The 20476-nt window shown below is 44.2% G+C and carries 19 protein-coding genes; 6 read left to right on the top strand and 13 right to left on the bottom strand.

Going from position 1 to position 20476, the window contains the following annotated elements; genetic code table 11:
- Window positions 1-11 precede the first annotated feature (11 nt).
- A complete protein-coding gene (locus tag LfDm3_RS01490; protein WP_039143437.1) occupies window positions 12-1289 on the bottom strand; it encodes a dihydroorotase in 1278 nt (425 codons plus the stop codon).
- A gap of 2 nt (window positions 1290-1291) precedes the next feature.
- A complete protein-coding gene (locus LfDm3_RS01485; RefSeq protein ID WP_039143434.1) occupies window positions 1292-2236 on the bottom strand; it encodes an aspartate carbamoyltransferase catalytic subunit in 945 nt (314 codons plus the stop codon).
- Between the two features lie 383 nt (window positions 2237-2619).
- On the opposite strand from LfDm3_RS01485, the gene LfDm3_RS01480 reads away from it, so the two are divergent.
- Window positions 2620-3561, top strand: a complete 942-nt coding sequence (locus LfDm3_RS01480) for a dihydroorotate oxidase (RefSeq protein ID WP_039143431.1) — start codon at window positions 2620-2622, stop codon at window positions 3559-3561.
- A gap of 29 nt (window positions 3562-3590) precedes the next feature.
- Window positions 3591-4823, top strand: a complete 1233-nt coding sequence (gene arcA / locus LfDm3_RS01475; protein ID WP_039143428.1) for an arginine deiminase — start codon at window positions 3591-3593, stop codon at window positions 4821-4823.
- Window positions 4824-4888: 65 nt separating this feature from the next.
- On the opposite strand, the gene LfDm3_RS06955 is transcribed toward arcA, so the two are convergent.
- Window positions 4889-5011, bottom strand: a complete 123-nt coding sequence (locus LfDm3_RS06955; RefSeq protein WP_259739885.1) for a hypothetical protein — start codon at window positions 5009-5011, stop codon at window positions 4889-4891.
- Between the two features lie 9 nt (window positions 5012-5020).
- Window positions 5021-5596, bottom strand: a complete 576-nt coding sequence (locus tag LfDm3_RS01470; RefSeq protein ID WP_039143426.1) for a hypothetical protein — start codon at window positions 5594-5596, stop codon at window positions 5021-5023.
- 121 nt (window positions 5597-5717) lie between these two features.
- On the opposite strand from LfDm3_RS01470, the gene LfDm3_RS01465 reads away from it, so the two are divergent.
- Entirely contained in the window at window positions 5718-6566 is an 849-nt protein-coding gene (locus LfDm3_RS01465) for a hypothetical protein (protein ID WP_039143422.1), read from the top strand.
- A 66-nt stretch (window positions 6567-6632) separates the two neighbouring features.
- Here LfDm3_RS01465 and LfDm3_RS01460 read toward each other — a convergent pair whose 3' ends face one another.
- The 3 genes from LfDm3_RS01460 to LfDm3_RS01450 form a co-directional block, all read right to left on the bottom strand.
- Window positions 6633-7160 (bottom strand): DUF308 domain-containing protein, encoded by a 528-nt coding sequence (locus tag LfDm3_RS01460; RefSeq protein ID WP_010022300.1) that lies wholly within the window; start codon window positions 7158-7160, stop codon window positions 6633-6635.
- A 112-nt stretch (window positions 7161-7272) separates the two neighbouring features.
- A complete protein-coding gene (locus LfDm3_RS01455) occupies window positions 7273-7914 on the bottom strand; it encodes an NAD(P)H-binding protein (RefSeq protein WP_039143418.1) in 642 nt (213 codons plus the stop codon).
- Window positions 7915-7932: 18 nt separating this feature from the next.
- Entirely contained in the window at window positions 7933-9132 is a 1200-nt protein-coding gene (locus tag LfDm3_RS01450; protein WP_039143416.1) for an MFS transporter, read from the bottom strand.
- 237 nt (window positions 9133-9369) lie between these two features.
- Between LfDm3_RS01450 and LfDm3_RS01445 the strand changes: the two genes are divergently transcribed.
- Window positions 9370-10605, top strand: coding sequence for an aminopeptidase (locus tag LfDm3_RS01445; protein ID WP_039143413.1), 1236 nt, complete (start codon window positions 9370-9372; stop codon window positions 10603-10605).
- The gene (locus LfDm3_RS01440; RefSeq protein WP_052236556.1) at window positions 10605-11477 is read left to right on the top strand and encodes a glycosyltransferase family 8 protein; all 873 of its coding nucleotides are present in this window, start codon (window positions 10605-10607) and stop codon (window positions 11475-11477) included. Before LfDm3_RS01445 ends, LfDm3_RS01440 begins: the two co-directional genes overlap by 1 nt.
- Before the next feature lie 60 nt (window positions 11478-11537).
- Here LfDm3_RS01440 and LfDm3_RS01435 read toward each other — a convergent pair whose 3' ends face one another.
- Entirely contained in the window at window positions 11538-12458 is a 921-nt protein-coding gene (locus LfDm3_RS01435; RefSeq protein WP_039143409.1) for a prenyltransferase, read from the bottom strand.
- Between the two features lie 28 nt (window positions 12459-12486).
- Window positions 12487-13401, bottom strand: a complete 915-nt coding sequence (locus tag LfDm3_RS01430) for a prenyltransferase (RefSeq protein WP_039143406.1) — start codon at window positions 13399-13401, stop codon at window positions 12487-12489.
- 106 nt (window positions 13402-13507) lie between these two features.
- On the opposite strand from LfDm3_RS01430, the gene LfDm3_RS01425 reads away from it, so the two are divergent.
- On the top strand, window positions 13508-14485 hold the full coding sequence (locus tag LfDm3_RS01425; RefSeq protein WP_039143403.1) for a polyprenyl synthetase family protein: 978 nt from the start codon (window positions 13508-13510) through the stop codon (window positions 14483-14485).
- Between the two features lie 7 nt (window positions 14486-14492).
- Here LfDm3_RS01425 and cydC read toward each other — a convergent pair whose 3' ends face one another.
- From cydC to LfDm3_RS01405, 4 genes are read right to left on the bottom strand one after another with little or no spacing between them, the layout of a single operon-like run.
- Window positions 14493-16232 (bottom strand): thiol reductant ABC exporter subunit CydC, encoded by a 1740-nt coding sequence (gene cydC, locus LfDm3_RS01420; protein WP_039143401.1) that lies wholly within the window; start codon window positions 16230-16232, stop codon window positions 14493-14495.
- A complete protein-coding gene (cydD, locus tag LfDm3_RS01415; RefSeq protein WP_039143398.1) occupies window positions 16225-17967 on the bottom strand; it encodes a thiol reductant ABC exporter subunit CydD in 1743 nt (580 codons plus the stop codon). Before cydD ends, cydC begins: the two co-directional genes overlap by 8 nt.
- A 21-nt stretch (window positions 17968-17988) precedes the next feature.
- The gene (gene cydB, locus LfDm3_RS01410) at window positions 17989-19014 is read right to left on the bottom strand and encodes a cytochrome d ubiquinol oxidase subunit II (protein WP_039143395.1); all 1026 of its coding nucleotides are present in this window, start codon (window positions 19012-19014) and stop codon (window positions 17989-17991) included.
- Window positions 19011-20450, bottom strand: coding sequence for a cytochrome ubiquinol oxidase subunit I (locus LfDm3_RS01405; RefSeq protein WP_039143392.1), 1440 nt, complete (start codon window positions 20448-20450; stop codon window positions 19011-19013). The genes cydB and LfDm3_RS01405 overlap by 4 nt, the downstream gene beginning before the upstream one ends.
- Between the last annotated feature and the right edge of the window lie 26 nt (window positions 20451-20476).

The following is a 20476-nucleotide window of genomic DNA, read 5'->3' as shown; positions in this document are numbered from 1 at the left end:
TGAAGCATTTTTTATTGGTCTTGATAAACCAATTTACCATTCGCAAAGGTCATTAAATTCTTGGCGTCAACTTGATCACCAAGAAAGGGTGAGTTATGGCTCTTTGACTTCATGTTTTTAGTGGCAATCTGGTGTGGGTCGTTCAAATCCCAAACGGAGAAGTTGGCGTGATTGCCGATTTTAATTTCATTTTCGTTTGATAGGTTGAATTTAGCGGTTGGGGCACTACTCATCCACTTCAACAATTGAGAAAGGGTCACTTTCTTAGTTTTCACTAATTGAGTGTAAAGGAGTGGAAATGCGGTCTCAATCCCAGTGATTCCGAAAGCCGCGTCGTTAAAGGAGTGTCCCTTATCAGCACTGGTGTGCGGAGCGTGATCGGTTGCAATCATGTCAATGGTGCCGTCGAGTAAGCCGGCTAGTAGTTCTGCGCGATCTTTTCTGGTTCGCAGGGGTGGATTCATTTTATACATGGGATCGTCAGCTTGGATCATTGAGTGGTCTAGCAGGAGGTGATGGGGCGTTACTTCAGCGGTGACGTTCACACCGTCCGCTTTGGCGCGCCGAATCAGTTCAACGCTTCTGGCCGTCGAGACGTGACAGACGTGGTAGTGAACGCCCGTTACCCGAGCCAATTCTAGGTCACGAGCAAGTTGGCTGGTCTCGGCTACTTCTGGAGCTCCCCTAAGTCCGAGCTTGTTTGACGCCGAGCCCTCGTTCATCACGCCTCCGTTCATTAACGCGTGGTCTTCGACGTGCGCCGCAAGTGGGAGACCAGTTTTCGCGATGGCTGTCATGGCGTCGTACATGGTTTTGGCGGTTTGAATGCCAACGCCATCATTACTGAAAGCGACCGCTCCCGCTTTCTTCATCCCGTCAAAGTCGACCAACTGGTATCCACACTCGTCGTAGGTCACCGGAGCGAACTGTTTCACGCTTATTACACCTTGTTCATCATTGTAATTAATCATCTGCTTTAACTTGTCAGGAGTGTTGGGCACCGGCGTAACATTTGGCATGGCGCAAACGGTGGTATAGCCGCCGTGAGCGGACGCTTCACTTCCGGTTTTCACGGTTTCTTTGTCAGTTTGGCCTGGGTCTCTGAAGTGAACGTGGACGTCCACTAATCCGGGTAGCACGGTTTGACCACTGGCAGCGATGATTTGATCAGCTTGAGTTGGGTCAATGTGAGGGCCAATTTGGGCAATGATGCCGTCGTTTAACAGAATGTCACGAGTTTGAAATTCAGAATCCTGAAAAATCATTCCGGCTTGAATTAAAGTTTTCATGGTTAGTCAATTCCCTCAATCTCGGCCTTGTTCACGATGCCCTTGTTGACCAGTACGTCGGTTAAAATGGCCATCCGCATGTACATCCCGTTCGTCATCTGTTTGAAGATACGGGACTTGTCGGCCTCAACTAAGTCAGAATCAATCTCAATTCCACGATTTACCGGAGCGGGGTGCATGATGATCGCGTGGTCCTTCATGGTGTGGTAACGATCCTTGGTTAGTCCGAACTGTTCGTGGTAACTGGCGGCGTCAAAATCCGCGAGCTCCTGTCCGAGACGTTCCTTCTGTACCCTTAGTAACATCACAATGTCAGAGTTTTTGGCAAGTTCATCAACCGTTAAACGTTGGCCATAATCTTCAAACTTTTGATCGTACCACTGGTCAGGACCAGCAAATGAGACGTGTGCACCTAGTTTGGTTAGGAGTTCCATGTTGGAGCGAGCAACCCGAGAGTGGTTTAGATCGCCAATGATCCCAACGTTTAAATTCTTGAAGGTGCCGAATTCCTGATAGATCGTCATCATGTCTAGTAGGGATTGAGAGGGATGTTGACCACTACCGTCACCACCGTTTACAACGCTAATTTTTAGATTTTCATCTAGTAATTTGCGGTAGTACTCGTTTTCGGGATGGCGAATAACCGCGATGTCAACGCCAATCGCCTGCAGGGTTTTGATGGTGTCGGCCAGGGTTTCACCCTTGGTGACCGAACTGGAACCAGCGTTAAACTGCAGGACTTGGATTCCGAGGCGGCGTTCTGCCATTTCAAAACTGGTGTGGGTTCGGGTGCTATTTTCAAAAAAGAGGTTCATCGCATAGGTGGGACGATTAAAGTGGACGGTCTTGCCACGTTGAAATAATTGGGCTAGTTTGATTTTATGTAGGACCTGATCTTCGTCCATGTCGGCTACCGTCACTAGGTCATGCTTGTAAGAATCTGTCATTTTATCCTCCTTGATTTCGATCCGTTCGATTCAGCGCATAAATAAAGGGCCTACTACCAATTAACGTAGTACGCCCATTTCTTGACATCCCAGTTAACTTTCCCATCTCTCTGGATCGGATTAAAGTAGCCTCTATTTATTGATAAACACTCTAACTAAATTAATGCGGAAAGTCAACTGCAATTTGGGGGTAAGGTGTCTCAGTTGACAATGACGGTCCCTTCCCGTTATGATAATAACAATCAATCTTTAATTGGTTCAGAGAAGCCAAAAGATTATCTATCTTAACTAAATAAATCGCAGCCACAATTATGACTTATGGGAACTTCTCTGAATGACCTGGTCGTAGTTGTGGCTTTTTTATACCAAAGGAGTTATCGACCATGAATCAAATTTCGATTTCGGCACGGATTGGCAACGAAACGTTTGAACATCCCTTTGTCAACGCAGCGGGGGTCTTTGATGAGACAAAACAGGAAATGAACCAAATCTTAAACTCCGAAGCCGGTGGGGTCACCACCAAGAGCGCAACCTTGAAACCGCGGACGGGCAATTCCAAGCCACGGTACGCGAATACGGAGCTTGGCAGCATTAACTCCATGGGACTGCCAAATCAGGGTCTTACATACTATCTCGATTATATCGAGCATAACCAAATCGATAAACCAATCGATCTTTCCATCTCGGGAACATCCATTGGTGACGACATTGCAGCTTTAAAAGCGATCCAAAAGAGTAATTTTAACGGTCTCTGTGAGCTGAATTTGTCGTGTCCTAATGTGGTTGGTAAACCGCAAATCGGTTACGACTTTGCGGCAATTGCGGCTGCCATGAAAGCGGTTTTTAGTTTTTACACCAAGCCATTGGGAGTGAAACTACCGCCATACTTTGACCTGCAGCAGTATGATGCCGTTAGCAAGATTTTAAATCAGTATCCCTTGACCTATATCAACACGATTAACAGCGTTGGTAACGGCCTCGTGGTGGACGCTGATACCGAGTCCGCTGTCATCAAACCCAAGGGTGGCTTTGGCGGCATCGGTGGTACTTACGTAAAGCCGATTGCCCTGGCTAACGTGCGGGCATTTCGACAACGACTGAATCCTGACATCAAAATCATCGGAACTGGTGGTGTTAGCACCGGAAAGGATGCCTTTGAACTCATTTTGTGTGGTGCCGACATTGTGGAAGTGGGAACGGCACTTCAAAAAGAAGGACCCGAGATTTTCGCGCGGTTAGATTCCGAACTAACAAATTTAATGATTCACAAAGGATATCACCAATTATCTGACTTTCGTGGTAAACTTAGGGACAATCAAGACTAACAACAGCATCACTTGAAGGGGAAGGTACTATGAAATCTGCGATTGAAGTAAACTCAGAGATTGGCCGATTGAAATCGGTATTGTTGCACAGACCCGGAAAAGAAATTGAGAACATCACACCAGCCACGATGAAACGCATGCTGTTTGACGACGTTCCGTTTCAAAAGATTGCTGACGAAGAGCACGATTACTTCGCTCATCTTCTGCGTGATCAGGGAGTGGAGACGGTCTATATTGAGGATTTGTTGGAGGACGTTTTGCAAGACGATGAGGTCCGAGACGATTTTCTAACTACCTATTTGGCCGAACACTACTACACCGGTAACTCGGCGGAAGACATCAAGAAATACTTCGAGACCCTCTCGATTCACGAACTCGTTTCTACGATTTACGCTGGTCTGAGACGTGATAAGATTCACTTTGAACATCCAAGTTTGCACGAAGTTTCGGGACCAGATGCGGAAACACCGTTCTTGTTGGATCCGTTACCGAATGCGTATTTTACGCGGGATCCGCAGGCGTCCATGGGATCGGGTTTGACGATCAACCGGATGACCTTTGAGGCCCGACGTCCAGAATCGCTGATTACCGAGTACGTGATGAAGTACCATCCCCGTTTTGCTGGAAAAATTGACGTTTGGCTTGATCGCTACAATGACGCTCGGATTGAGGGTGGGGATGAACTGGTTTTAAACGATCACGTGGTTGCCATCGGTTGTTCACAAAGAACCTCAACTCGTTCCATTGAAAAGTTGGCTCATAAGCTGTTTGATGATCCCGACTCTCATTTTGACACCATCGTGGCGGTTGAGATTCCACATAACCATGCAATGATGCATTTGGATACGGTCTTTACCATGGTGAACTACGACCAGTTCACGGTTTTCCCGGGTATTATGCATGGTGGCAAGATGAACATTAACATCCTGCATCCTGGAAATGACCACACCATTAAAATGGAACATCGGACCAGTCTTCCCGCTACCCTAAAGGAGGTTCTGGGACTTTCTGAAATTGATCTGATGGAGACCGGTAACGGTGATCCGGTGGCTGCTCCACGAGAACAATGGAACGATGGTTCAAATAACTTGGCCATTGCGCCCGGTGAGGTGGTTACCTACGACCGGAACTACGTTTCCATCAAGGTCATGAGGGAACATGGTATCAAGGTTCACGAGATTTTCTCATCCGAGTTGTCCCGTGGGCGAGGCGGTGCACGTTGCATGTCACAACCCATCGTGAGAGAACCATTAGACAATTAAAAAATCACTAAAACAAAAGTGACCACACGGCAAACGTCGCGTGATCACTTTTTTAAGTTTGAACCTTAAATTGCGTTTGAAATTTCACCAATTGGACCGGGAATTAACAGTACTAACATCATGCAGACGAGCAGTACAATTACAAGTACAACAGCAATGCCAATTATAATTTTTGTTGACTTGGGCATAATTTCCTCCTAATCATTTTTGATTAGATCAGTCAAAAGGATGAGCTCCCATGAATTAAAACACACAATCTCAATCTTTTTGAGTTTGATCTTGTGTTTCTCGTTTAAAATGGGATCGAACGGATCGTCGACCGCCCTTGAGATTAACGAGAATTTAGACTGTTTAAGATTTTTCATGTAACCGATGTAATCCTTCTTGTGGTGCTTCTTTCCCATCGTGACGACTTCAAAATTAACGCCGTTTTGGGAGAGATATTCCAAGATTTCTTGGAGTGGATTTTTAAAAGGAAGATCTTCGATTGCTTTAATTTGTGGTGTATCTTTGAGCCCATATTCGGTTGCAAGTGTGCGATATTCAATCATTTGTTTCAGGTAAGGGGTTCCCGTATTAAAGACGGGGTTCTCCTTGGTAAGATCAACCAATTCGTAGTTATCGAGCCGGCCTTCGAGGTCAATGGTTCTCATCAACGCGTACTGATCGTTGTGCTTTAAAACGTAGCCAACGTCGAATTTGCTTTTGCGTTCATTTTCAAAGTATTCCACCATGGTGGTGGGTTTTAGTTCATCAATATCAATGTCTTCCATGTTCTCACCTCCTGGGCTCAAATTCATCATACCGAAACGCTCATGATAGTACAAACATTTAGAAAAACCGGCTGAAATGGGTGTAAAATAAAAATAAGAAAAACTAATAAAGAGGTAGTACATGCTAAAAAAACTTTTTAAGACACGTCAATTCAAAACGTTATCACTGGAACTTACGGCGTATGCCTTTGTCATTTTGGATCTTCTCTACTATGATGCCTTTCACCTGGCAGCCGAGATTGGTCTAATTTTCATTTTTATGGCGGTGCCAATGGCTTTCTTCGAGAAGAACGGATGGGGAAGGCAATGGTCGTGGCTAGCGGCTTCCACCCTAATCTGTGGAGTAGCGGCGTCCGTCATGGATCGGCCGTACTTTGTAATCGCCGTCCTGTTTTTCACGGCCGTTTATGCTTTCATGATCTATCACCCGATTCATTTGTATCCGAAGTTTTGGATGATGTTGATCTACTGGATGATTTTTATCTTGGGTTACAACGTCATCACGTGGATTGGACAGAAGATCAACGTTGTGACCGAGAGCCATTCTCAACCCTTCAGTTCCAATCTAGAAATTATCGGCATTACGCTGGTGATCATGATACTTCTGACGGTTTTAGGGTACTTCTTGATTCACAAACAGTTGGAGCCACTACTGATCAAGAATAGTGTGATGTTCTGGATTAACGTAGTTCTGAATGCCTTACTGGTACTACAATCGGTTGTTGTAATTTTTTGGTTAAAATTTGGCCCCGTTAATCTTCACTTTGGTCCTCATTCGATCATGGATGGTTTTATGATGGTCGGCGGCGGTTTGATTGCCCTGATCATCTACGTCGAGCTGGTCTTTATCATTGTTAACTCAGCCTGGGCCAGTCACACGATGGGAAAGTGGCAGGTCGTAACCAGCTTTGTTTACCTTGATCTTGTGATGGTGTTTATCATGCTATTACTGGGAAATTCGCTAGTTTAAATTAAAATAGCAAAATAAAATGGCTTCACGTATTTAGGTACGTGAAGCCATTTTTGGTTGAGTTAATTAAAATGCCATTATTAACAATTTGATTCCTTCAATAATGAAGTAGATTCCGATGAATATAATGACAACGGCGTTGGAAAAGTATGGGGTAAACAACAGAATAATTCCAATGATGATCCCAATAATTCCAGCTGTCACAATCAACCAGTAGTAACGTTTGGGTGATTTTTGTTGGGCCTTCGTGGCGGAGTAAATACTCAGCCCAGAATCCACGATGAACCAGATGGCAAAGGCAATTGCGATTAGATAAAAGCCAAATGATTCACTGAATAATAGGAAAAGACCGATGATAATATCGATAATTCCGTTAAAGATTACTAGATAACTTGAAACGTCAAGATTTTTTTGCAACTGACGGTGAAGCACCAAGTGATACAGACCAATGCAGAGTGCGACGACTCCTAGGATGACCGCTAGTGCTTGCAGAGTTGCGAATGGTTTTACAAAGACGAAGATGCCGGCGGCAATAAAGATGATTCCCGCAATTAAAGCCCATCCGTCAAAACTTTTTTCTTTTGCATTAAACATAAAAACGCTCCCTTTATTAAAGCTATTACTGTATTAATTATAACGTAATTGGTAAGAAATAGTTAAAATAAAAAACGGTCAACAATTTGCCGACCGTTTGGATTATATTTTTTTAATAAAATGAAGGCTTTGAAAGATTCTCCGTACCAGGTTCAACTACCCCAATATCTTCACGTTGGTACTTGCTTGGATCTTCGATGATGCTGACAATCAACTTAGCGATTGCCTCCCGAGTAACTTGGGTACCTTTAAATGGTTCGCCAGCAGGGATGACCTTGTAATTCTCGTTGTTCTTGTCGTTGTAAAGCCAAGTCATTTTTAGATAAGTGTAGTCGACATCAGAATCAAGTAGTTCCTGATAGGCCTTCTTGGTGTCAGGATAGCCGCTTCCGATCATGTCATTATTCCATTTCTTGAATGGTCCAACTACCGTATCGTCCACGTCCAACAAGCCGGCTACGATTAAGCGTTTGACGCCAGCCTGATCCATTTCCTTAATCACAGAACTCATTGCCTCAGCGTGAGGGACATCTGAAAAGACGATGTCTTGTCCCTTCATAACATCCGTTAATTTACTGGTATCATTAATATCGCCATCAACGATGGTCTCACGTTCAGGATCACTAGCGGTCAAACGACTTTTAGCGTTCCGTGCTAACAGCGTCATGTCGACGTCGGTCTCCTTTAATAACTTTGGGATTACGATGCTAGGAATTTGGCCTGCAGCACCTAAAATCAAGACTTTCTTTGCCATATGCATTTCCTCCTGTTTCTATTCATCACTTTTGACGCCCTTAGTGTGACGCATTTCGTAACGAACTACAAATGTTATGAACGCAGAGAACAGTAAAATAATGGCTACGATGGAGTAGGGATAGTGTGGATTGATGTCCATTAAAATTCCTGAAAAGATGGGTCCGATGATATTACCAACGCTGGTCAGTGACATGTTAAGGCCGTTAATTAATCCTTGGTTGTTTTTGCCAAAACGGGTTAATAACGTCGTAATAGCTGGACGCAATACATCGAACGCACAGAATACGACTAGCGTTGCGATGATGACTTCAATCTTAGTGTGGGCGAACAGAATCCAAACGATACAGATCGAACTCAATATGAAACAGTCCCGAATCAGACCCAGTTCACCGCGCATTCTCACCAGCCAATCGAAGAAGACCACCTGCAGAACTAATGAGATCATTCCGTTGATGATTAATACAATGGCTATGTTATCCAGGGTAAAGTGAAAGACCTGGTTGACATAGATTGTATAAATACTTTCAAATCCCTGCAGTCCAAAGGATGAAATTAAGATCATGGCAAAGAGTGCGACCATGGCACCGTTTAAGATGGATTTGAGTCCTTTCTCGGTGATGTGAACTTCCTCCATTACTGCGTTAGAACTACCAGTTTGTTTGATATGTTTTGGTAATCCCACCACGAAGAAGATGACGGCGATGATCCCGAGGGCACCTGCGAACCAAAATGGCGTCTTGTAGCCAAACTTGGCGAGGGCTCCTCCGATTCCGGGTCCAATTATTAATCCACCACTGAAGGCCGCCGAAAGGAGTCCAATTACCTTGGCTCGTTGTTCAGATGATGAGAGGTCAGCGGCCATTGCCATTGACGTCGGAACGACCATGGCGGCGGAAATTCCGCCGATCAGTCGCGAAACATCGAACAGCAAGAGCGTGTTCGATGCAGCAAACATTACCTCTGATACTGAATACAGTATCAAGCCACCAGCTAAAATTGGTGCTCGACCTATTTTGTCAGAAACCCGTCCGACGATTGGTGAACCGATAAACTGAGCTAAAGCATATAATGATGTCATTGTTCCCATTTGAGCGGTTGTTAGGTGATATTCGTTCTTAATAAAGGGCTCAACTGGAATCACCAGACTCATCCCTAGACATATGATAAAGTTCGCAATAATCAGGATGAAAATTGCTCGTTTGGCCGCTTTTGACACGTCGATCCCTCCATTTTCGATAAGTAATATCTTCCATTTTAGCACGGTGTGACGCCCTCTCTCCAATTTTTTTGGCAGGGATTGTGAAGTCAAATAGGAGGAAAAGCCGAGTTTGCGGCACTAACCTTCTGTAAGTTAAATTTTGATTTCAATGGATTATACTTATTAATTGTAATTAGAAATCAAAATTAATAAAATGGACGCAACAAGAAAAACGAACTAAGAAAGGGTGGTTACATGAATAAGGAAGAATTAAACGCCAATTTAAAAAAGTATGCTGAATTAATTGTAAAGGTCGGTGTGAATGTGCAGCCTGGTCAAACCGTCGTCTTGTACATTTCTGATCGACAACCGGAGTTTGCCCACATGATTGTGAAAGAAGCTTATCAGGCTGGAGCCGCCGATGTGATGGTGAAGTGGGATGACACCTTTGTTTCCCAACAATTTCTGGAACACGCTAGTGAAGAGCGACTAGCCAATGTCCCTCAATACTTAGTCGACGAATCCCAATATATTGTAGACAAACACGCTGCTCGAATCTCGGTGCTTTCTGAAGATCCCGCAGCCTTTGCTAAGATCAACCCGAAACGAGTCGCCACAAACTCTGCTGCCATGGGGAAAGCCACTAACGCGGTGCGGGTTGCTACCCAGAACAATGATCTGACTTGGACGGTTGTTGGTGCCGCTGATACCGCTTGGGCGAAACAAGTTTTCCCTGACTTATCTGACGATGAAGCCGTTGATAAGTTATGGCGAGAAATCTTCAAGACGGCACGAGTTGATAATGATGATCCGATTCAAGCTTGGAAAGAACACAAGGACCAGTTAGAAAGCAAAGCGGCCTGGTTAAACGAACAACAATTTGACACCCTCCAGTACCATTCACCACGGACTGACATGGAAGTTGGACTTCCTAAGAACCATGTGTGGGTTGGTGCGGGTAGCACTAGTGCTGACGGAATTTCATTTATGCCAAATATGCCAACCGAAGAGGTCTTTACCGCTCCTGACAAACGCCGAATTAATGGTCATGTCACTTCCACGAAACCGCTAAGCTATGCTGGAACCCTGATTGAAGGCATGGAATTTACCTTTAAAGATGGTCAGGTTGTCAAAGCCACCGCTAAAAAAGGACAAAAAACGCTGGATCACTTGCTGCAGACGGATCCCGGGGTTCGATCTCTAGGAGAGGTTTCTTTGGTTCCTGATCCGAGTCCGATTTCTCAGTCTGGGATTATTTTCTACAACACTTTGTATGATGAAAATGCGAGCGACCACATGGCGCTTGGTGCAGCCTACCCGTTTAGCGTGGTTGGCGGAACCGAAATGAGTCCAGTTGAGCTGGATCAGGCTGGCTTAAATAGCAGTCAGGAACACGTTGACTTCATGATGGGCTCTGATGACATGAACATTGACGGTGTGAAGGCTGATGGCACGGTGGTTCCGGTCTTTCGTGATGGAGATTGGGCCTAGTGAAAAAATTAAACGGTGTGGGCGATCCGATTACGATTGCCTCGACCACCGACAACAACATGGCCATTCCACTAGTCATTAATTACACGTCACTCTTATGTAATAATCCGCATACTGACTTTGAATTTTTTGTCGTAAATGATCATCTGAAGCGGTCCAATAAAAACTTGATGATGAGCCTGCAAAGAATATTTGAAAATTGTCGCTTGGTTAAGTTTCTAGATCCTCATGAAGAGCGTTATCAACAGGCCAATACGGACGCACCTAACAGTGTGATCAAACGAAACACTTATTATCGGATTGATATTCCCGAAGAGATTAAACGACCTCGAATTCTATACCTCGACGCTGACATGATCTGTGATGGCGATATCACTGGACTATGGCAGGCTGACCTTGGTGGTAAAGTTATTGGTGCCGTTGAAAATGCCGGTTACTTGGATCGGCTGCGTGAGATGGGTGTAAGTGAGAAACCTGGCCGTTACTTTAACGCCGGGCTTCTCCTCATTGACACTAAAAAATGGAAGGAACAGGGAATTTCGCAAAGGGCACGAAACCTCGCTAATGATCATCCTGAAATTCTGCGCTTCCAGGATCAAGACGCTCTCAATGCCATCTTTAATGGGGACTGGCAGTCCCTGCCGTCTAAGTACAACGTTCAGAGTAATCTGGTGAAAGGGAAGTACCGAAAAAGTGGCACTGAATCAGGACGGAGATCGCAACAGGAAGCACTTGAGCAACCCGTCATCATTCACTACACTAATTTTGATAAGCCCTGGTTAATAAGAAATGATCATCTGCATCCCTTACGAAGCTTGTATGATGAATACCAGAATAAGTTGCTGAATCAATTGGCTCATTATGTGAACTAGCAGCTTCAATCATAAATACGAAAAAAGCATCCCAGAATTTTTATCTGAGATGCTTTTAATTTATTTAAATAGATAAGTAAGGACAGTTCCAACCATGTATGTCAGGATATACAGCATCACAATTAACGAAATGTTCATAACGATGACGTTGTAGATCTCCTCTTTGTCCTGGTTGGTGTTGAACACCTTCACTTTCGACCAAACGTACGGATAAATCAGAATGGTTACAAGGGCGAAGTAGGGCACAATTCCAACTACCAGTGAGAGGATGGGGATAACCAAGATTGAAAGCCAGTATATCCAATCAAATACTCGGATTGAATTCTGTTTGCCGATGTAATCAACCAAGGTGTGCCGATTATTTCCAATGTCTTGTTCTAGATCACAGGTGTCGTTGGCCAGCTGAATGATGAAGAATAAAATGAACGGTAACAGGGTAACCAAGAAGGCATCGAGCACACTCTGCAGGGTGAAGTTCCAGCGGTGGATACTTCCCATGTACATATAAATCAAAGGAACAAAAAACGGAATCAATGAGGCAACGGCAAGTTCACAGAACGGGGTGGCGTCTAGTGGCTTGGGACCAGCCGAGTAAGCCAGACCTAGGATGAAGCCGATCACCCCAATGACCAACGTAGGCCAACCAGTGAAGTAACTGAGGATTAGTCCCGCAATTACGATGAAAGTACCGAATCCAAGGAGCCAGTGTCTGATCATTGACAGACTAAGGTGGTTACTGCCGATGGTACTGGTACTGTGCTTATAGTCCGTTTTGTCGGTCGCGTGTTCGTAGTCTTCCAGGTTGTTTTGCATGTTCAAAAAGAGGTGCAGAGCAATCACAATCACGAAGGCAAAGATGGCGTAAAGCCAGTTAAACGAACCATAGTAATAGTACGAAAAACTAGCCGCTAGGATGAGCCAGGTGACATCAAGTGGGGTAGTGTAAATCTCGGTCAGTTCATAAAAATATTTCCAGGTCATGATACAGCCTCCTCTTGCTGATTATTTATTAAAGAAAGAATTTGATTAAAGTTCCAATCATATAGGTAACGATATAGATTCCCATTAACATCGTCACTCCACCTACAATATCATGGTAAACTTCTTTTTTACTCTGGTTGGTTAGAAAAACTTTAATCTTCTTCCATGCAAGCGGGTAAGCTAAAATAGTCAGATTAGAAAGTAGTGGGACGTATCCAAAGTAGGATAAAATTGGTATGATTAAGATTGTCAGCCAGAAAACGATTGTAAATAATTTAATTGCGTCTGATTTGCCGATGTAATACACCAGGGTGTAACGGTGGTTACCAATGTCTTGGTGAAGGTCACAGGTATTGTTAGCTAACTGGGTAATGTAGGCCAGTACGAACAGGAACATGGTACCCAAGAAGACATCCCAGACACTGCCCCACGTGAAGGGATGACGATTGATGCTTCCCAAGTAGACGTAGACCAGTGGATCAAAGAACATGATGAGCATGCCCGTTGCGAGCTCACAAAATGGAGTGGAATCCAGTGGACGGGGACCAGCAGAATAGGCAACCCCAAGGCCAAAACCAATCACCCCAATGACTAACGTGGGCCAGCCGGTGAAGTAGGCCAAGATTAAACCTAAAATGGCGATGATAACGCCCATTCCAATTACCCAGTTTCGGATCATTTTGAGGCTTAAGTGATGCATCCCAATGATGCTGGTACTATGCTTGTAATCAGTAACATCAGTGGCGTGCTCATAGTCCTCTAAGTTGTTATGTATGTTTAAAAAGAGATGCATGCCAAACACGATGAAGAAGGCCCACGTGGCGTAAAGCCAGTTAAAGGAGCCGTAAAAGTAGTACGAAAAGCTGGCACAGAACAGTAGGAGTAAGACATCTACTGGAGTAGTGTACATTTCGGTTAGTTGATAAAAGTATTTCCAAGTCATTGCGTTACCTCCAAAAATTGTTGTTAATGTTATTATTATTAAGGATAATGTTATTATTATAGTACCATGAAAGTATTGTAAAGTTACCATAAAAAAGGGAAAAGATATGAAAACTACCATTTGGAATAAATTTCCAGACCTTGAAAAAGAACTGGAACAGGTTCAATCGATCATAACTGATGAAATTCAGGTTCCCGAAGCTAATTTTGAACAAGGAATTGAACAATTAGTGACTGGAAACGGCAAGATGTTGCGGGCGGCACTCGTTTTGATTTCAGGTCACTTTGGGAAAGTGACCGTTGATCGTCAGAAATTATTGAAAGCTGCCGCCTCCATTGAGGTCATTCATTTGGCCTCTCTGGTCCACGATGATGTGATCGATCAATCGGACCTAAGACGGGGAGAAAGCACGTTAAACTCCCAATTTGGGCAGCGAGAAGCCATTTACCTGGGTGATTACCTGTTTACCAAGTACTTTGAGATGCTCTTGGACTACGCACCCAGTTTTGATAATTTACGCTATAACGTTGAGAGTATGAAGGACGTTCTGTTTGGTGAACTCGCTCAGGACGTCAGTAAATTTGATCTGGATCGTAGTGAGCAGGACTACTTTGATTCCATTCAAGGTAAGACTGCAGAACTCTTCAAGGTAGCCATGGGTGATGGGGCCATTCTTTCTCAAGCGGACCAATCGACCATTCAAGTGGCCGAAAAGATTGGCTTAAACTTTGGGATGGCGTTTCAAATTAGAGACGATCTCCTAGACTTTGAGCCTGATGTTGAGACCGAGAAGCCCACTCTTCACGACGCGAGTGAGGGTGTCTACACTTTACCAGTAATTGAGGCTTTAAAGACCGCAGATGCTCCCCAACTAAAAAAGATCCTAAAAAAAGACCAGCTTGATAAAGCTGATCTTAAACAAATTGTTGAAATTGTAAGTGACAGTGGTGGAATGAAGGCGGCTCGTCAGATTTACGACCAGTATCTTGATGATGCTTTTCATCTCATTGCGAAGCTGCCGCAGTCCGAAAGTACTGCCATTCTTAAAACTATCATTTCTGAATTGTTTCAGTCATCCAAATAATCGAATTTTACTCTCCAACGTCCATTGCGTATAACCTACGGTAACGGGCGTTATTTTTATACAATTCTTTTGGATTTCCCTCCATCTTGATCACGCCATTTTCCAAGAAGATGACTTCGTTCATTTCGTCTAATCCCTGAAGATGATGGGTAACCCAGATGACGGTCTTGTCCTTTAGAACACGACTAATCGTCTTAATCAGGTTGTTTTCGGTGATGGGATCCAATCCCACGGTTGGTTCGTCTAGCAGAACAATTGGATTATTCTGCAGCAAGATGCGGGCTAACGCAATTCGTTGCCGTTGACCACCCGAGAATCGGATTCCGTTTTCCTTTACGTTGGTGTCGTATCCCTCAGGCAGTGATTCGATGTAGTCTGAGAGTCCCACGGCCTTAATGGCTTTTTTGACGTCTTCATCCGTCGCGGTTTCGTTTCCAATCCGGACGTTGTTTAGGACGCTGGTATCGAACAGAAACGGACTCTGATCCAGGACACTGAACCACTTGTAACTGTTAGAGCCTAATTTGTAGGCATCGACGTTGTTGATGAGTACGTGTCCACTGGTTGGAATAAGCGCACCGGTTAGTAGTTGTAGTAGGGTAGTTTTACCAACTCCACTGGGTCCGATGATCGCCAGTTTATGGTGCTTATCAATCTTAAAGGAGACGTCCTTGATGATGTCATTCTTATCGTCCTGATAATGAAAAGTTACGTGATCGAGCTTGATGGACTGAAATTCAGCCGGTGTTGGCAACTTTTCGTCAGTAACGTACGGATGTTTTTCTTCATCAGAAAGTTGATTTAAATGAACGACCGAATCACTATACATGGGCCATTCTTCGAGGGCCTGTGAGACGGGCACGAAGGCGTCCATCAAAGGAAAGATTCCCATGACGAAGGCAGCCGCGTAGTTGACAAGTTCTTGAGAGCCCTTGAAGTACAGGTTCGACCACAAGAGGGTCCCAATAATAATAAGCGCAAAGACAACCTTAATTAAGAATTCACGGTTCCACTCAAAGAGGTGAGTTTTGTCGTTTGATTTAGCGATTTTGAGATCGTTTTTGCGGACGTGGCTGATGAAGCCCTTTTCTCTTCCAGAAATCATCCAGTCGGCAATTCCTAGGGTAGAATCGGTCAAGTTCTCGTAGGACTGATGCAAAAGGGACTTTTGGTACTCCTTGGAAGCACCCCGCATTGCGACCGAAGCGAGGGGAACGAAGAACAAGACGATGGCGAACGCTACGAACATAAAGATGGCGTATGGCCAACTGATGATTCCGAGGGCCACGATGATCACGATTCCAGTGATGTAGGCTACGATGGTGGGGAAAATGGTCCGAAGATACAGGTTTTCTAGATGATCAATGTCGTCAGCCAGGACACCTAACAGGTCACCCGTTTGAAACTTTTCACTTAAAAAGATGGCCGATGATTCAAGGGTAGTATAGAGGCGTTTTCTTAAAGCCGACGTCACCTTTAATACCCAGTTATGACTGTTAATTCGTTCGAGGTACTTGAAGACCGGTCGTCCAATTCCAAAGGCTCGCGTCAAGATGACTGGCACGTAGACGATCAGGATGTTGTACGGATGGGTTGCTGAACGGCTAATTAGATAGCCGGCAACGAACATTAGTCCGATTCCACATCCAAACGTGAGAACACCCAGAAAGAAGACCCAGAACAACAAGACCTTGTACTTAGTTAGATACGGTTTAATCCACGTATCGTGTTTAAGAAGTTTACGCATTGTCATCACCTCGAATCTCACTAATTAATCGTTTATAGGCCCCGTTTTGTTTGGTCAGTTCAGACTGAGTTCCTTGTTCAACGATTTTTCCATCTTCCATGACCAAAATGTAGTCCATTTCGTTCATCCAGTGCAATCGATGAGTGGCAAAGATAACGAGATGGTCCTTAAAAATGGGAACCATGGTTTGTTTCAATTGATACTCGGTTTCAATGTCCAAATGGGCGGTCGGTTCATCGAGTAGGAGAATCGTTCGTTGAGTATCAAGTAGTGTGCGGGCTAGGGCAATTCGTTGGGCCTGACCACCACTGATACCACGACCACCCTCCCCGATCTTAGTAGCTGCTTTGTCGGGAAGACTATTTACAAAGCGCTCTAGGCCGGCTTTTTCAATGGCTGCGTTAATGGCATCCATGTCAGCGTCGGGCTTGTAGAAAGCAATGTTTTGGGCAATTGTTCCGGCAAAGATGTAAGGATCCTGGGGAATGTAACTAATGTGTTTTTGCCACTCGGGTTGGGCCAAACTGTCAATTTTTTGACCGTTGACTTCAAACGGGAGATGACCGTTCTCGTTAGTCGGCGAGAGCCAACCACCAAGTAAGTTAAGCAAGGTCGACTTTCCTGATCCTGAGCGACCGACAATTCCAACGTTGACGAAGCCCTTTAAATTAAAGTTGGCGTCGGAGATGTTGTCCTCTTTTTGGTCGTAACTAAAGTTTAAGTCACTGACCTTAAGGGTACTGTCAGCGGTCCAGTTCTTAAAGCCGTGAAGCTTGATTTGACTAGTCGGACTGGGCAAATCAAGAATGTGGTGAATGTCGGTCATGGCATTTTTACCGTCTAGGGTCGCGTGATAGTCATTTCCGTAGTCCCGAACGGGCAAGAAGTAGTCCGGACATAGGATCAAGATGATCAGAGCGGGCAACAAGGTCACCGTTCCGTTAATCAATTTAACTCCTAGTAAGACGGCGACAATGGCAATTGACATCGTCGTGAAGAAATCGAGGGCAAACGTAGACAGTAATGCCACTTTCAGCACACTCATCGTGCTCTTACGGTAGTTTTCACTGACCCGGTAAATGTTATCACCGTACCTCTTACTGAGTCCGAAGAGTTTCAGCGTCTTTAACCCCCGCATGCTGTCGATAAAATTATTCGACATTTCTTTAAAGCCGGAGTATTGGCGGTCTGATTTGGCTTGGGCTGCTAGGCCCAAGATGACCATGAACAGGATGATAACCGGGAAGACCAGCAGCATGACGACCGCAGATAACCAGTTCACGAAGAAACTGTAAATTAGGATAATCCACGGAATAACGGCCAGGTTGATGGTTTTTTGCAAAATTAAATTGAGGTAGTTTTCTACCTTGTCAATGCCTTCAAGGGCAAGCGTTACCATGTGACCAGAGCCAATGTTGGAGACCATGGCTGGTCCTAGTTCAAATTCTTTTTGCAGGAGTTGTTCCTTTAGCTGACTGCTTGCCTGACTAGCAAATTTATCGGTGATTTGATTTTCAATTCTTGTGATCAGATATCTTAATGCGAAAGCAACAAAAAAAGATAGCACGGGTATGGTTAACGCTGCTATCTTTTTTTGTTCCCAAGTAAGTACCATCGCCTGTGAAAGAAACACAGCTTCAAGAATGATAGCGATTGATTGAACGACCGCTAGAACACTTAACTTGGCAATTAATTTTTTGACCCCAGGAATTGATAGAAGTTGTTTATCAAACATGTTTTATCAATCCTTATTTTTTTAGTATCCAGAATTAGTGTCTTCCATATCCTTAAGTGAGATACGGTGAAATTGTGAAATGTAACTCCAGGTGAAGTAAATCGCAATGATTGGTAGGAGGATACATGCCACAATGGTCATAACCACTAGGGTATATGGTGAAGAAGAAGCATTCACGATGGAAATCGTGTGAGCTGGATTTTCTGCATTTAGTAGATTAGGGAATAAACCAACGAAGATCAGGATTACTAGTAGAGCAATGGTGCTGGTACTAGCAAGGTATGCCTGTACTTCGTGACCAGTTGCACTGGTAATCTGACCCCAAATTGTTGTAGCAACGATTAATGCTAATATTACTACAGTTGAGATCAAATGTGTCTCAAAGAAGTTGGTTTGGAAATATAATGCGATCACAACTAGGATTTCCACTGGATATGCCAACCAGTATAGGTTGGAAGCCATGGCTGAGGCGTGATATCTGATCAAACCAGCCGTATGCAAGGCAATGTAGTGAAGACCCTGGTATAGACAGAGAGCGGTTAACGTGATTCCACCAAGAACTGATAGTGGGTTAATCACGTTTAGGAGGGAAACGTAAATGTTACCTTGACCGTCCATTGGTAACCGTTGAATCATGTCGGTGAAGAGCATTCCGAACAAGAAGGGAATGAACACACTTCCGAAGAAGTTCGCCCACATCCAACGGTTTCGTCCTTTTCTAGTCTCTGCGTTTTCGGAGAATTCAAATGAAACTCCACGAAAAATCAGAGCGACCAAGATGAAGAACAATAGGAGATAAAATCCTGAGAACAATGAGGCATACCACATTGGCATGGCAGCGAACATTGAACCACCAGCGGCAACCAAGAAGACTTCGTTTCCACTCCAGTGCGGACCGATCGTTCGAAGGACAAGTGCCGCTTCATCGTAGTTAGTGGCTAAAAAACGAGTTGACATCCCGGCCCCAAAGTCGGCTCCATCAAGAATTAGGAACAGTGCGAACAATAATCCAATCAAAAAATACCATAAAAGTTGTAATAAACTCATTTCTCAAAGGCCTCCTTTGAAAATGGATCTTCAGTGTCGTAACTCTCGTGGTCGCCGACACCTTCAGGACCCTTGTAAAGTGCTTTTCGTGCGTACATAAACATGAAGACACCCAAGGTGGCAAATAAGAAGAAGTAAATAATGATGGTAAAGAGGACGGACGCAGCCGTCGTACTTGGTGAGACCGCCTTGGCAATTGGAAGTAATCCGTAGACAACCCATGGATCACGACCTCTTTCAGTAACTAACCAACCACATGTGTTGATGATGAAAGGTCCAAATGTCGCTACCGTCAGTAGTAGGGTAAGCCACCACTGCTTGCCAATTGTGTTCTTCTTTTTCCTTGAGAACCAAAGACCACAGATGGCAAGGAAGGCTAAGACAACGGCACCAAATGCCATGATTCTAAATGAATAGAAGAGGGTATTTACTGGTGGATAGTAGTTCATATCTTTTCCGAATTTCTTATTCCACTTCTTGTGGAGTTTAGCGTTGGTTTCGTTCATTCCAGTTACTGATCCACTTAGCTTATGATAGGTTAAGATGTCCATTACATATGGAATCTCAATCTTGAAGTCAGCCTTGTGTTCATTGGTATGAGCGATTTCAACAGCCGTCCATGCGGCAGGACTCTTGACGTTTTGGAATTCACCTTCAGCTGCGGCAAACTTCATTGGTTGTTGATGGCTTAAGTAAAGCATCTGTTGGTCTCCAGTTAGGAAACTACCGCAGACCGCAATTAATCCAACTGTCAAACCAATTCGCATTGATTTTCTGAAGAATTCTGGCCATTTCTTTCTGAAGATCATCCAAGCAGAAGCACCAGCAACGATAAATCCACCGGTAACTAAAGCTCCAAAAATAACATGGGGGAATTCGTACCAGAGTTGTTTATTTGTGAGAATGGCTGCAAAGCTAGTCATTAAAGCGTGACCAGTCTTGGGGTCAATTCGGTAACCAACTGGATGCTGCATGAAACTGTTGGCAGCTAAAATCCAGAGGGCTGAAATGGCAGATCCGAAGAAGACCAACCAGATCATCAGAGCGTGCCAACCGGGCTTTAATTTGTCCCAGGTAAACATCCAAACCCCGATAAACGTTGATTCCAAGAAGAAGGCTAACAAAGCTTCGATGGCCAATGGTGCACCGAAAATGTCACCCATGAATCTTGAATAATCAGACCAGTTCATCCCGAACTGGAATTCTTGAATTAAACCAGTTACAACACCAACTGCGAAACTGAGTAAGAAAATCTTACTCCAAAATCTAGTCATGGTTTTGTAGATTGGCTTTTTGGTAACCGCGTAGAAGGTTTCCATAATTGCTACAATCAGTGCCAGTCCAATTGACATGGGCACGAAGAAGAAATGGAAAATCGTGGTTTCAGCGAACTGAATCCGCGCTAGCGGCAAAACACTTAAACCTAAATTAAGCATCGTGAGTAATTCCTCCTTAAATCAGT

It is taken from the genome of Fructilactobacillus fructivorans, assembly GCF_000814735.1.
GTDB classification, from domain to species: domain Bacteria; phylum Bacillota; class Bacilli; order Lactobacillales; family Lactobacillaceae; genus Fructilactobacillus; species Fructilactobacillus fructivorans.
This window is presented reverse-complemented; position numbering and strand designations above follow the sequence as displayed.

Excerpts from the sequence above, each read along its gene's own strand:
- LfDm3_RS01480 (WP_039143431.1), top strand. The coding sequence starts at position 2,620 with ATGAATCAAATTTCGATTTCGGCACGGATTGGCAACGAAACGTTTGAA.
- LfDm3_RS01485 (WP_039143434.1), bottom strand. The coding sequence starts at position 2,236 with ATGACAGATTCTTACAAGCATGACCTAGTGACGGTAGCCGACATGGAC.
- LfDm3_RS01425 (WP_039143403.1), top strand. The coding sequence starts at position 13,508 with ATGAAAACTACCATTTGGAATAAATTTCCAGACCTTGAAAAAGAACTG.
- arcA (WP_039143428.1), top strand. The coding sequence starts at position 3,591 with ATGAAATCTGCGATTGAAGTAAACTCAGAGATTGGCCGATTGAAATCG.
- cydB (WP_039143395.1), bottom strand. The coding sequence starts at position 19,014 with ATGAGTTTATTACAACTTTTATGGTATTTTTTGATTGGATTATTGTTC.
- LfDm3_RS01455 (WP_039143418.1), bottom strand. The coding sequence starts at position 7,914 with ATGGCAAAGAAAGTCTTGATTTTAGGTGCTGCAGGCCAAATTCCTAGC.
- LfDm3_RS01405 (WP_039143392.1), bottom strand. The coding sequence starts at position 20,450 with ATGCTTAATTTAGGTTTAAGTGTTTTGCCGCTAGCGCGGATTCAGTTC.
- cydD (WP_039143398.1), bottom strand. The coding sequence starts at position 17,967 with ATGTTTGATAAACAACTTCTATCAATTCCTGGGGTCAAAAAATTAATT.
- LfDm3_RS01460 (WP_010022300.1), bottom strand. The coding sequence starts at position 7,160 with ATGTTTAATGCAAAAGAAAAAAGTTTTGACGGATGGGCTTTAATTGCG.
- LfDm3_RS01465 (WP_039143422.1), top strand. The coding sequence starts at position 5,718 with ATGCTAAAAAAACTTTTTAAGACACGTCAATTCAAAACGTTATCACTG.
- LfDm3_RS01445 (WP_039143413.1), top strand. The coding sequence starts at position 9,370 with ATGAATAAGGAAGAATTAAACGCCAATTTAAAAAAGTATGCTGAATTA.
- cydC (WP_039143401.1), bottom strand. The coding sequence starts at position 16,232 with ATGCGTAAACTTCTTAAACACGATACGTGGATTAAACCGTATCTAACT.
- LfDm3_RS06955 (WP_259739885.1), bottom strand. The coding sequence starts at position 5,011 with ATGCCCAAGTCAACAAAAATTATAATTGGCATTGCTGTTGTACTTGTA.
- LfDm3_RS01490 (WP_039143437.1), bottom strand. The coding sequence starts at position 1,289 with ATGAAAACTTTAATTCAAGCCGGAATGATTTTTCAGGATTCTGAATTT.
- LfDm3_RS01430 (WP_039143406.1), bottom strand. The coding sequence starts at position 13,401 with ATGACTTGGAAATACTTTTATCAACTAACCGAAATGTACACTACTCCA.
- LfDm3_RS01435 (WP_039143409.1), bottom strand. The coding sequence starts at position 12,458 with ATGACCTGGAAATATTTTTATGAACTGACCGAGATTTACACTACCCCA.
- LfDm3_RS01470 (WP_039143426.1), bottom strand. The coding sequence starts at position 5,596 with ATGGAAGACATTGATATTGATGAACTAAAACCCACCACCATGGTGGAA.